Source organism: Actinoplanes sp. NPDC051861, from assembly GCF_040681145.1.
Lineage (GTDB): Bacteria > Actinomycetota > Actinomycetes > Mycobacteriales > Micromonosporaceae > Actinoplanes.
On the sequence record NZ_JBFAYE010000005.1, the window covers coordinates 340,686 to 353,689 of the forward strand.

Consider the following 13,004-nt stretch of genomic DNA (forward strand, 5'->3'; position numbering starts at 1 on the left):
CATCCCTGGCGGTCAAGAGGCGGGCGACGTCGATCGCGGTGGAGCCTGAGCGGCGCAGGCCAAGGGCGCCGAACAGTTCGATGAAGCGGACCGCCCGGCCGTCGGGGCCGGCGGTGAGCAGATGGGCGATCTCGCCGGTCAGGCCCGCGCCGCCGCGGCGGATCTCGCCGTCGTTGACGATCGCGCAGCCCAGGCCCTCGTCCAGGTAGAGGTAGGCGAAATCCCTCGGCGCCGCGTCTCCGGCACGGTCACGCTCGGCCAGGGCCGCCCAGTTGACGTCGTTGTCGACGACGACCGGGCCGTCGACCAGCGGGGCGAGGATGGCGGGCGGGTCGAGCTCGCCCACCAGGAACGGCGCGTCGGGCAGCTGGACCAGGCGGCCGGTGGCGCGGTCCACCGGGTCGGCGGCGCCGACGACCGCCAGGCGGGCCGGCTGCCCGGTGATCAGGCCGTGCGGCGGGAACGGGACCCGCGCGCGCTCGAGCACGTCGGTGACCGCGGAGGTCAGAGCCTCGGAGACCTGGGCCGGACGGGCCGGCCGGTCGATCGGCCGGGTCGACCGGGCCACGATTTCGCCGTAGACGCTCAGACCCTCCGCCACCACCCCGTCCGGGGCGATGGTGACCGCGAGCGCGACGCCGACGCCGGGATCCAGCGCGTAATAGGAACCCACGCGGCCCCGGCCCCGCCCGCCCTGCGTGCGCTCACCGGTGTCGGCGACCAGCCCGCGCTCGGTCAGCCGGCGGACGCTCTCGCCGGCGGTCGGCTTGGAGATGCCGATCTCCGTGGCCAGCTCGGCCCGGGTGAGGCGGCGGTGCAGCATCAGCGCGCGCAGGACGTGCTCGTCGGTCAGTGACCTGAGCATGTCCTGCGACGGCTTGGCGGATTCCATGCCCGCCATTCTAGTCAAGGCTCTTGCCTAGAAGGAAGCCCCACCGTATGATTTTTCAAGTAAGCCGACCTGACTTGAAAGGTGCCGACATGTCGACCACCACCGAGCTGCCGCACTGGGAGGAGACTCCCGCCGACCTCCGCGCCGCCACCCGCGAGATCAAGGCCGCGTTGCGGGAGCGCATCGCCGCGTCGGGCCGGACAGTCGAGGAGGTGTTCGCCGTCGTCGAGCAGCGCGTCCAGGACGCGGTCGACGACATCACCGCCGCCCGCCGTCGCGGGGAGTCGGTGTGGCCGGTCATCGACTACGCGGACATCGCCAACGGCACCGTCTCCGCCGAGCAGGTCGCCCTGCTGCGCCGCCGCGGCTGTCTTGTCGTGCGCGGGCACTTCGAGCGCGACCAGGCCCTGGGTTGGGACGCCGGCATCGTTGACTATGTCGAGAGCAACAACTTCTTCGAGGACTACCGCGGGCCCGGCGACGACTTCTTCGGCAGCGTCGGGTCGAAGCCCGAGATCTACCCGATCTACTGGTCACCGGCCCAGATGCAGGCGCGGCAGAGCGAGCGGATGGCCGCCGTGCAGGCCTTCCTCAACAGCCAGTGGAAGCACGAGTCCGGCGGCGTGCGGTGGTTCGACCCGGACCGTGACTCGCTCTACCCCGACCGGATCCGCCGCCGCCCCGAGGGCGCCGACTCAGCGGGCCTCGGCACGCACCTCGACCCCGGCACGCTCGACCTGTGGATGACCCAGGCCTACCAGCAGGCCTTCCGGCACCTGTTCGACGGCAGCGTCGAGGACTACGACCCGTGGGACGCCGCTCACCGCACATCCGGCCCGCAATATCCGGGCTCCACCATGTGCTCGGCGTTCCGCACGTTCCAGGGCTGGACCGCCCTGTCCGACATGGACCACGACCAGGGCGTCCTGCACACCGTCCCGATCCCCGAGGCGATGGCCTATCTCATGCTGCGTCCTCTGCTACCCGACGTCCCCGACGACGACATGTGCGGTGTAACCGTCAACCAGGTCTTCCCCGCCGGCCACAAGTGGCATGCTCCGCTCATGGAGGCCCTGACCGGCATCCCGAACGTGCGAGCCGGCGACTCCGTCTGGTGGCACTGCGACATGATCCACAGCGTGGCCCCGGTCGAGGCGCAGAAGGGCTGGGGCAACGTCATGTACATCCCGGCCGCCCCCTGGTGCCCCCGCAACGAGGCGTATGCGGCGAAGGTGCGCGACGCGTTCAAGAAGGGCGAGAGCCCGAGCGACTTCCCCGCCGAGCACTACGAGACAAACTGGCCGAACCGTTTCCAGATCACCGACCTGAACGAAATCGGCCGCCGCGGCCTGGGCCTGCTGTAAGACTCCGCCCCCGGCCGCAGCACCAGCCACCGGCCGCCCGAGCCCACGCGAGCAGCCCAACCCAGGCGAGCAGCCCGAGCCCACGCGAGCAACCCGGCCCACGCGAGCAACCCAGCCCCCGCCAGCAACCCAGCCCCCGCCAGCAACCCAGCCCCCGCGAGCAACCCAGCCCCGCGAGGAGCCGGGCGCGGGCGGGACTGGGGCGAGCGGCCTGGCCGGGCGAGGAACGACGTCGGGCGAGGAGCCGAATCTTGCGGGTTAGGAACGCGTCGGGCGGGGAGCCGGGTTGGGCAAGCGAGCCGAGGCAGCGCGCGGGACGGGGCGGGCGAGCAGCCCGGCCGGCGCCGCCGGCGTAGCCGCCGTGTGTCGCGGGCGATCGGCACGACCGGCACCCACTCGCCGACACCCGCAAGATCCACCACGGCCCCGCGTCCGGCCCAAGCCCGGAAACAACGTGGATGCGGAAACTCACGGTCGGCAGAACCGCAGTGATGTTCCGCGTTGCAGCGAAACACTCAGTGCGCCGGGCGCCGGGCGCCGGGCGCCGGGCGCAGGTGCCGGTCTCGGGTCGAACTCGGGCACGTCGGCCGGTAGCTCAGGACGTGCGGCCGGCGGCGGCCACCGATCGTGGCCCGGATGGCCAGGGTTTGAACAGCGGCAGTCGGTCCCAGAGCGCGACAGGACGTGCGGCCGGCGGCGGCCACCGGTCATGGCCCGGATGGCCAGAGTCTTGGACGGCGGCGGCCGGTCCCAGAGCGCGGCCCGGAAGAGTGTCTAAAAGGTGTCGTGGTCGAGGACGGGTCTTTGGAGTACCAGGTCGGCTTCGCAAGGGTTGGTGTCGAGGCGGGAGGCTGAGAGCTGGATGCTGGCGGTGGTTGTTTTGACTGGGGTGTCGATTTTTGCGTCGCCTTCGCCGGAGGCTGCGGGGGTGCCGGCGACGCTGATCGTCCAGCGGAAGCCGGCTTTGCAGTTGTCGTGGGGTTTGACCAGGACTGTTGCGGTGAAGGTGTGGAAGTCCTCGCGGCGGTCGGCGGTCAGTTCGGCTTCGATGGTTCGGACTGTGGTGTCGGTGTGCCAGATGAAGCTGGTGGCGCGGCGGCGGGAGCAGTCGAGCCAGCCGGTGCAGCGGACGTGTTCCACGATTGGTTTGGCGCCGGTGGTTGGCTCGAAGCCGTGTACTTCGGTGGTGGCGAACATCAGGGCGGAAGCTACGTAGGCTCCGATGAGCACCGGGGCGATCAGGGCTCCGAGCGTGGCGCGGGCCCATCTCGTTGCCTGCAGGCGCCACTGGGAGGCCGCCTTCTCCGAGTCGGCGGCTTCGGCGAGCATGGCGTCGATGGTTGCCTGGTCGCCGGTGTTCTGGGCGATGACGCGCAGGAGCAGTTCGATGCGACGCTGTTGGGCGAGAGTGGCGCGGTTCGAGGCTCGGTAGAAGAAGACAGACGTGATCAGGGCGACGATGGCGGCCACCCAGCTGGCCTGTTCCACCGTCGCCCACATGATCGACATTCCACACGAGACGGCGGTGTGGTGTCATCGCCCGATCGGTTTCAGCCGAGGAGCTCCCACTCGGCTGGCTGGTGGTTGCCTGGAGGCAGTGGCGGGGTCGGTGTTCAGCCGAGGAGCTCCCATTCCGCCGGTTGGGTTTGGGCGGCGCCGTGGTTGGTGGTCACCTGGAGACGTTGACGAGGCGGTTCAGCCAAGGAGCTCCCATTCCGCCAGTTGGGTTTGGGCGGCGCCGTGGTTGGTGGTCAGCTGGAGGCGGTAGCGGGGGTAGGAGGTGGTGTTGGGGATGGTGAAGGCTCGGGTCTGGCGGCGGTCGGAGAAGTCGAGGTTGGTGCGGGTGTCCAGTGTGGTCCAGGTGACGCCGTCCGAGGAGCCCTGAAGTGTCCAGCTGCGTGGGTCGCGTTCGGGGGCGTCGTCGCCTGAGGTGAGGGTGTATTGGCGGACCGTGGCGGCGGCGGGGAGGCGGTATTCGAGGGTGGCGGTGTTCTGGAAGGCCAGCCACTTGGTCAGTGAGGTGTCGTCCACGAGTTTGGCGGCTGTCTCGTTGGGGGCGTTCTCGCCGCTGGCCACGATCGTGCCGCCGGTGGCGCGGTCGACGAGAGGGCGCGGTGCCGTGGTGCCTGAGGTGATCGAGGGCGGGACGTCGGTGGTGGCCGAGCCCCAGGACGACGGTGAGGGGCCCATCGTGAAGCGCAGGGTGCCGCCGGCCAGCAGGTCGGCGTGGGTGAGGTAGTTCTTCGTGTACGCGACGCCGTTCAGGGTCGCGCTCTGGATGTAGCGGTTCGTGTCGCTGACGCCGGGGGCCTCGACGGTGAACGCGCGGCCGTTCTCCAGGTTGATGGTCGCCTTCGGGTGCAGGGGTGCGCCGATCGTGTAGTCGGTGCTGCCCATGCGGGCCGGGTAGAAGCCCAGGGCACTGAAGACGTACCAGGCGGACATCTGGCCGTTGTCCTCGTCGCCGAGGTAGCCGCCGCCGTTGCCCGCGCCTGAGCCGTACAGCTTGGTGAGGACGTCGCGGACACGGTTCTGGGTCTTCGACGGGGTGCCGGCGTAGTTGTACATGTAGAGCATGTGGTGGATCGGCTCGTTGGGGTGGGCGTACTGGCCCATGTTCGTGTCGTAGGCCTCGCGCATCTCGTGGATGACGCCGCCGTAGCTGCCGGGCAGGTAGTCGCGGGAGGCGGCGAAGACTGAGTCGATCTTCGCGGAGAGCTGGGCGCGGCCGCCGTACAGGTTGGCCATGCCCTGCGGGTCCTGCGGTGCCGGTGTCGCGTAGTGCCAGGGCGCGCCCTCGGTGAACTCGTATCCCCACTCCTGGGGGCGGAAAGACGCGTCAGACGTACGCCAGGAGCCGTTGCTCTGCTTCCCCCGGAAGAACCCGACCGACGGCGACCACAGGTTGGCGTAGTCGAGTGCCCGGTTCTCGAAGTACGCGGCGTCCTCGGTGAACCCGAGCGCCCGGCCGAGCTGGGCGATCCCGAAGTTGTTGTTCGCGTCCTCCAGGGTCCACGACGCCGACTCACCACGGACGTCCGTCGGCACGTACCGCTTGAACGTCGACACCTCAAGGCCCTTGCGTCCGCGGGAGCCGGAGTTCGAGTACACCGAGGCGTTCTTGACCATCGAGGCGTACGCGGCCCGGTAGTCGAAGTTGCGCACCCCCTTGACGTACGCGTCCGCGAACGCGAGGTCCTGGTTCGTGCCCACCATGATGTCGATGTAGCCCGGCCCCGACCATCGTGGCGTCCAGCCGCCGTACTTGTACGCGTTCACGAACCCGTCCAGCATCTCCCCGGTCCGCGTCGGCGTGAGCAGCGTGTACAACGGCCACACCGCACGGGCCGTGTCCCAGAAGCCGTTGTTCACGTACATCTGCCCGTCGTGCACCTGGTTGTCGTACGGGCTGAAGTACTTCCGCACACCGCCCACGTCCTCGGACATGTTGTTCGGGTACATGAACGCCCGGTACATGTTGGAGTAGAACGTGACCAGACGATCAGTGGATGCGCCCTCGATGGCCACCCTGCCCAGGGTGGTGTCCCACAAAGCGGCAGCCTCCTCCCGTACCGTATCGAAGCTCTTGGAACCCACCTCTTGCGCGAGATTCGCACTCGCTTGAGCCACGCTCAGGTATGAGGTCGCCATCCGGAGCGTGACCTGCTCGTTCGCGGCCGTCGCGAACCGGATCCAGCTGGTCGTGCCCTGCCCGCTGACGTTGCCGGTCGCCGTGATCGCCTTGTCGACCGTCGCCGAGAAGTACAGCCTCGGCCCCTTGTGATTGAGGTATCCGGTGATCGTGCGGGCCGCCTGATTGACCGTTATCGACCCCGCCACGCTATCGATCGTGTCGAAGACGATCACCGCCTCCGAGGTGGCCGGGAAGCCGAATCGCATCACGCCGGCGTGATCAGTCGGCGTCATCTCCGCCGTGATGCCGTACGTGTCGAGCCGCGTCCTGTAGTAGTGCGCCCGAGCCACCTCGTTGCCGTGGCTGAACGTCGACCTCCGCGCGTCCGGCGTCGTCTTCACCGCACCCGTCATCGGCATGACCTGCAACTGGCTGTAGTCACCGATCCACGGACTGGGCTGATGGCTCACGCCGAAGCCCTGCACAGTGGTAGCGCTGTACTGATAGAGCCAGCTGTCGCTGTTACCGTTCGTGATCGGCGTCCAGAAGTTGAAGCCGTTCGGGACCGTGGTGCCCGGGAACGTGTTGCCGCGCGAGTAGCCGGGCTCCGAGTTCGAGCCGCGGCGGGTGTCGACGAGATCGGACAGGCGTGCCGGCGGCGCGGTCGTGGTGACCGCCAGGTCGTCGAGGTACCCGCGGAACGTCCCGGTGTTGGCCGGCTGGTCGTAACCGATCAGGATCCGGTCGATCGTCCTTCCGGCGACATGGTCACCGATCGCCGACGTCACGTAGTTCCACCGGTCGAAGCCGAGCACCGACCCGCTGCCCTGGAACGCCGGGTGCATCCGCACGCCGTTCTGGTCGACCGCGCCGGACTCCCGCAGCGTGCTGCCGTCCGTGAAGATCAGGTCGACCGCGACGTCGAGGTGCCCGCCCGACTGCGGGTAGATCCAGTAGGACAGCGCACTCGTCGCCGTCACTGCAAGATCAACATCAAAGATCCGATTGTACGAGTACGACGACGTCGTGCTCGTGTCGTTGCCGGAGTACATCAGCGCCGACGTCCCGGTGTGCCCGCGCTCGGCACGGACGCCGCTCTCCATCCCGGTCAGCCCGCAGCAGTAGCCGCCGACCCCGGAACTGGACTCGACCGTGTTCTGCCAGGTCGGCTGCGGTTCACCGGCCTCGAAACCGGTCACGAAGTCACCGGGCGCCGCGGCCGCCGGGGAGGCGACGGCCGCACCGAGACCGATGGTCAACAGCAGGATCAGAATGGACGCCCTCGACCTCATGCGCCGGACAGTAAACTTTCCATCAAACAACGTCAATGTCCGGCCGGGTGATCAACAAAGCGTGCCGCTGACGGTATCTTTCTCATGTGGACGAGACCAGCGCTGTCACCCGTGGCATCGATCCGACCCAGGCACATCCCGCCCGGCGTTACAACTACTGGCTCGGCGGCAAGGACAACTTCGCCGCCGACCGCGCCTCGGGCGATGAGCTGCAGCGGCACTTCCCGAAGGTGCGGCTCGGCGCGCTGGCCAACCGCGCACTGCTGCAGCGCGCCACCCGCTTCCTCGCCGAACAGGCCGGGATCCGGCAGTTCCTCGACATCGGCACCGGCCTGCCGACCGCCGACAACACGCACGAGGTGGCGCAGCGCCACGCGCCGGAGAGCCGGATCGTGTACGTGGACAACGACCCGCTCGTCATGACGCACGCCCGGGCCCTGCTCAACAGCAGCCCCGAGGGGCGCACGGCGTACATCGAGGCCGACCTCAACGACCCCGAGGCGATCCTCGGCCACGCGGCGCTGCACGACACGCTCGACCTGGGCGAGCCGGTCGGCCTCATGCTGATCGCCGTCCTGCACTTCATCCACGGCGACGGCGCGGCCAAGCCGATCGTGACCCGCCTGCTCGACGCGCTGCCGCCGGGCAGCTACCTGGTCGCCACGCACGCGACGTCGGACTTCGGGACCCCCGAGCAGCAGGCGCTGTATCAGCAGCTGATCGCGCAGGGTAAGTCCGACGTCTGGACCCGCGGCAAGGACGAGTTCACCGAACTCTTCGACGGTCTCGAGCTGATCGATCCCGGTGTGGTCCCGGCCAGCGAGTGGCGGCCGGAGCCGGGCGCCGAGATCCCCGACCGCTCCGACATCAACGTGTGGACGGCGGTCGGCCGTAAGTCGTAGAGAGATAGCGCACAGTGACTTCTGTCTATTAATCTGAGCCAGTGGGAGCGCTCCCGGAAGTCCTCGACAAAGAAGCTGTGGTTACCGCCCCGAAAGCTCTGACGGGTCTACGGGCAGCGGCCCCCGCCATCGGGCTCTACCTGCTGCTGCGCATGATCAGCCTCGAGGTCATGTACGTGCTCGCGGCGCACGCCCAGGCGAGAGCACCGGGCCGGCAGATCTATCCCGACGGCTCGGTCAACCACATCTGGCGCAGCTTCACGTCCATGATGGACGCGCTCGTGTCCTGGGACGCGCGGTGGTACGTGAAGGTCGCCGGCAGCGGCCTGGGCGGCCCGGTGGGTGCGGTCGACGCCGACGGTGTGCCGTACGAGCTGCGCCTGATGTTCTTCCCGCTCTACCCCTGGCTGGCCCGGCCGCTGACGTACCTGCCGTTCATCTCCCCCGTCACGGCCTGCCTGATCGTCTCCTTCCTCTCCGCCATCGCGGCGGCCTGGGGCATCTACGCCGTCGGCCGGCACGTCCGCGACCACCGCACCGGTGTCCTGCTCGCCGGGCTGTGGGCGGTCGCACCCGCGGCCCTGACACAGAACGGCGCCTACACCGAGTCGCTGTTCACCGCGCTGGCGGCGTGGGCGCTGTGGGCGGTGCTCAAGGAGCGCTGGGTGCTGGCCGGCCTGCTCGCCGGAGTGAGCGGCCTGAGCAGACCCAACGCCGCCGCGCTGATCGGCACCGTCGGTCTGGCGGCGCTCATCGCCGCCGTGACCCGGCGGGGCGGCTGGCGCCCGTACGCTGCGATGTTTCTCGCCCCGGCGGGCCTGCTCGCCTATATCGCGTTCGCGTCAGCCCGCCTGGGTGGCGTATCCCGCTATTTCGGGATCCATCGTGACAACTTCAGCGCCTGGTGGGACTACGGCGCGTCGACGTGGCAGACGGTGGCCGACATCATGATCGGCGTCGGCGACGACAACGCCAACAAACCGATCCGCATCCTGTCCGTGCTGATCCTCGGCGGCTTCATCATGCTGCTCCTGCTGATGGTCTTCCGGGCGCCGTGGCAGCTGACGGTGTACGCCGCCGCGACGCTGGTCCTGGCGGCCGGCTCGCACGCCCACATCTCGATGATGGGCCGCCATCTGCTGCCCGCCTTCACCGTGCTCCTGGTGCCGGCCATCGCCCTGGCCCGGGCGCCGAACCGCGACCTGGCCATCGTCCTCGGCACGCTCGCCCTGCTCTCCGGCTGGTACGCGGGATGGCTCCCGTTCATCTCCGGGCAAGCCATCTGACCTTGAATACTGGGGGCGGCAGGACCAACCCGCGCAGAGAGGGCCGCAGGACATGACATCGCTGTTGCACGTGGCTACCACCGGATCCGACGACGGCGACGGTTCGGAGAGCCGGCCGTTGCGCACGATCAACCAGGCGGCGGCGCTGGCCCGTGCCGGGGACACCGTGGTCGTGCACGCCGGGGAGTACCGGGAGTGGGTGGTCCCGCGGCGCGGCGGGCTCAGCGACACGCGGCGGATCACGTACACGGCCGCCGAGGGTGAGCACGTCGTGATCAAGGGGTCGGAGCGGGTCACCGGCTGGACCTCCGAGGGCGGGACGGTCTGGCGGGTGAGCGTGCCGAACGCGCTGTTCGGCGACTTCAACCCGTTCGCCGAGGAGGTCACCGGCGACTGGATCGTTTATCCCGAAAAATCGGCTCATAAGCACCTGGGTGATGTCTATCTCAACGGCCTGAGCTTCTACGAGGTGTCCAGCCGTGACGAGGTCGGACAGGCTGCGGAACGAACTGAGGTGATCGACAACTGGACCGGCGTCACGGTCCCGGTCGTCAACGTCGGACAAACCCGGCATGTCTGGTACGCCGAGGTCGGCAACAGCGAGACCACGATCTGGGCGAACTTCCAGGGAGCCGACCCCAACACCGAGCTCGTCGAGATCAACGTACGCCGCTCGGTCTTCTACCCCCTCCAGCCGCACCTGGACTACATCACCGTGCGCGGTTTCGAGCTGGCGCAGGCCGCCTGCCCGTGGACGCCGCCGACCGCCGACCAGCCCGGACTGATCGGCCCGAACTGGGCCAAGGGCTGGATCATCGAGGACAACCACATCCACGACGCGAAATGCTCGGCCATCTCGATCGGCAAGGAGGCGTCGACCGGCCACAACTACGCCTCGCAGCGCGGCGACAAGCCCGGCTACCAGTACCAGCTCGAGTCGGTCTTCTCGGCCCGGCAGATCGGCTGGGACAAAGAGCACATCGGGTCGCACATCATCCGCCGCAACACCATCCACGACTGCGGGCAGAACGGCATCGTCGGTCACCTCGGCTGCGTCTTCTCGACGATCGAGGACAACCACATCTACAACATCGCGCTCAAGCGCGAGTTCTACGGGTACGAGATCGGCGGCATCAAACTGCACGCGGCCGTCGATGTCGAGATCCGGCACAACCACATCCACGACTGCTCGCTGGGCACGTGGCTGGACTGGCAGACACAGGGCACGCGGGTGTCCCGCAACGTCTTCCACAGCAACAGCCGCGACCTGTTCATCGAGGTCAGCCACGGGCCGTACCTGGTGGAGCACAACGTCCTCGGCTCGCCGGCCTCGTTCGAGTCGTTCAGCCAGGGCGGGGCGTTCGTCAACAACCTCGTGCTCGGCACGGTGCGCGTCGAGCCGGTCATGGACCGGGCCACGCCGTACCACCGCCCGCACAGCACCCAGGTGGCGGGCTATGCCGTGATCTGGGGCGGTGACGACCGGTGGGTCGGCAATGTGTTCGTCGGTGGGGACCCTGCTGTCGCGTACGCACGCGAGGCGGAGGGTGTCGCGCCGGCCTTCGCCGGCACGGCCGCCTACGACGGCCACCCGGCGTCGTTCGAGGACTATCTCGCGCGCCTGGCCGAGCAGCCGCCCGGCGACCACCAGCGCTTCCTGCACGTCAAGCAGGCGGTGTACGCGCGCGGCAACGTGTACGCGGCCGGCGCGAAGCCGTTCAGCGGCGAGACCGGCCCGCTCGTCCTCGACGCCGGCAGCGCGTCCGTCGTGACCGGGGACGACGGGGTCTACCTGGTGTCCGACCTGCCCGAGGCGTTCGACCAGGTCCGGGTCGGCCTGATCACCGGTCAGGATCTGGAGAGGGTACGCATCGCCGACGCCGACTTCGAGGAGCGCGACGGCAGCCCGGCCGTCCTCGACGTCGACCTGACCGGCACGCGCAAGGAACCCGGGCACGACTATGCCGCCGGCCCAGTGGCTTCCCTCCGGTCCGGCGGCAGTCGCGTGCGTATCTGGGTTCAGTAACGGAAGTGTGAGACCAGCGTCCGGAGGTTGGCCGACATGCTGGCCAGCTCCGCGGTCGCCTGCTGCGCCTGGGTGACGCCCTCGGTGGTCTGCTGGGCGGCCAGCGCGACGGTGGCCACGTTGGTCGCGATCTCCTCGGCGCTCATCGCCGTGTCGGAGACGCTGCGGTTCATCTCGGCGGTCGTGGCAGTCTGCTCCTCGACCGCCGAGGCGATCGTGGTCTGGTAATCGCTGACCTTGCCGATGACCGTGGCGATCTCCCCGATGGCCGCCACCGCGCTGCTCGTGCCGCTCTGGATCGCGTCGACCCGGCGGATGATGTCGGCGGTCGCCCGCGCCGTCTCCTCGGCCAGGTCCTTCACCTCACCGGCCACCACCGCGAAGCCCTTGCCCATCTCACCGGCGCGGGCCGCCTCGATGGTCGCGTTCAGCGCCAGCAGGTTGGTCTGCTCGGCGATCGCGGTGATCACCTTCACCACCTCGCTGATCTCCCGGGACGACTCGCCGAGCGAGGCGACGGTCTCGTTGGCGGCCTGGGCGGCCTGCACGGCCGAGCCGGCGACGGCGGCGGCCTCGCTGGTGGAGTGCGCGATCTCGCGGATCGAGGCACCCATCTCCTCGCTGCCCGCGGAGACGGTCTGCACGTTGGTGGACACCTGGTTCGCCGCGTTGGCAACGGCCTGCGCCTGCACGGCGGACTCCTCCGCGGAGGCGGCGATCTGGGTGGAGGTGGCCGACATCTGCTCGGCCGCGGCGGCCAGCGAGGCCGACGACTCGTCGATCGTGCGCATCACGCCGCCGAGCGAGTCCAGGCTGCGGACCAGCGCACCGGCCATCGCCGCCACCTCGTCGCGGCCGGTCACCTCGACCGGCGTCGACAGGTCGCCGTCGGCCAGCAGCGCGAGCCGCCGGCGTACCTTCTCGACCGGCCGGGTCACCGAGACGGTGACCATCACGGCCAGCAGCACGGCGAGCACGGACGCGCCGATGCCCACGCCCCACACCAGGCGGGAGCCGGAGTCGTGTGCGGCGGCGGCGTCACGCTGCGCCGCGGCGAACTCGGCGTCGGCCGCGGTCGCCACCCGGTCCAGCAGCTCACTGATGCTGTGGAACAGCTCGATCTCCTTGCCGAGGACGAGCGCGTTGGCCGCCTTGTCGGAGCCGGCCCCGTAAAGCTGGGCGATCTGCTGGTCGACCGTCATGAACTCGTCGAGCACCGTGGTGATCTGCCCCAGGTCCTGCTGGATCGCCGCGGTGCCGGTCAGCCCGGTGGCCGCCTCGGTACGCGCCCGGAACGTCTCCACCGACGCCAGGAAGGCCGCACGCGACGAGCCGGTGTCCTGAGCGGCGTCCTTGACCCCGCGCAAGGCGTCGAAGGCGTACGCCGTCTGCCAGCCGTTGAAGTCGGCGGCGGAGAACTTCGCGTCCTTCACCGCGGCGACGAGCTTCTGCGCTCGCTCCATGTGCCCGGCCGCCGACTGCTGTCGCGACGAGGTCGCCAGCGCCACGGCCATCATCACCAGCAAAAGTCCGACAACGACGGCGAAGGCCACAGCCAGGCGCACGCCGAGACGCATACGGGTCAGAATCGTCACACCCTTTTCATCG

8 protein-coding genes are annotated in these 13,004 nt (G+C 69.1%); 4 read left to right on the forward strand and 4 right to left on the reverse strand.

Going from position 1 to position 13,004, the window contains the following annotated elements; translation table 11 throughout:
- Positions 1-892: ROK family transcriptional regulator (locus tag AB0M02_RS18330; protein ID WP_364228164.1), on the reverse strand; the 892-nt coding region annotated here is incomplete at its 3' end.
- An 89-nt stretch (positions 893-981) separates the two neighbouring features.
- Between AB0M02_RS18330 and AB0M02_RS18335 the strand changes: the two genes are divergently transcribed.
- Positions 982-2,256: a DUF1479 domain-containing protein gene (locus AB0M02_RS18335; protein WP_364228165.1), complete on the forward strand. Its 1,275-nt coding sequence runs from the start codon at positions 982-984 to the stop codon at positions 2,254-2,256.
- 774 nt (positions 2,257-3,030) lie between these two features.
- Here AB0M02_RS18335 and AB0M02_RS18340 read toward each other — a convergent pair.
- The gene (locus AB0M02_RS18340; RefSeq protein WP_364228167.1) at positions 3,031-3,756 is read right to left on the reverse strand and encodes a hypothetical protein; all 726 of its coding nucleotides are present in this window, start codon (positions 3,754-3,756) and stop codon (positions 3,031-3,033) included.
- Positions 3,757-3,951: 195 nt separating this feature from the next.
- Entirely contained in the window at positions 3,952-7,182 is a 3,231-nt protein-coding gene (locus tag AB0M02_RS18345) for a GH92 family glycosyl hydrolase (protein WP_364228168.1), read from the reverse strand.
- Positions 7,183-7,268: 86 nt separating this feature from the next.
- On the opposite strand from AB0M02_RS18345, the gene AB0M02_RS18350 reads away from it, so the two are divergent.
- The 3 genes from AB0M02_RS18350 (at position 7,269) to AB0M02_RS18360 (ending at position 11,396) form a co-directional block, all read left to right on the forward strand.
- Positions 7,269-8,084, forward strand: a complete 816-nt coding sequence (locus tag AB0M02_RS18350) for an SAM-dependent methyltransferase (RefSeq protein WP_364228170.1) — start codon at positions 7,269-7,271, stop codon at positions 8,082-8,084.
- Positions 8,085-8,161: 77 nt separating this feature from the next.
- Entirely contained in the window at positions 8,162-9,370 is a 1,209-nt protein-coding gene (locus AB0M02_RS18355; protein ID WP_364228171.1) for a glycosyltransferase family 39 protein, read from the forward strand.
- 52 nt (positions 9,371-9,422) lie between these two features.
- The gene (locus tag AB0M02_RS18360; protein ID WP_364228173.1) at positions 9,423-11,396 is read left to right on the forward strand and encodes a right-handed parallel beta-helix repeat-containing protein; all 1,974 of its coding nucleotides are present in this window, start codon (positions 9,423-9,425) and stop codon (positions 11,394-11,396) included.
- On the opposite strand, the gene AB0M02_RS18365 is transcribed toward AB0M02_RS18360, so the two are convergent.
- On the reverse strand, positions 11,390-12,991 hold the full coding sequence (locus tag AB0M02_RS18365) for a methyl-accepting chemotaxis protein (protein ID WP_364228175.1): 1,602 nt from the start codon (positions 12,989-12,991) through the stop codon (positions 11,390-11,392). The genes AB0M02_RS18360 and AB0M02_RS18365 overlap by 7 nt on opposite strands.
- Between the last annotated feature and the right edge of the window lie 13 nt (positions 12,992-13,004).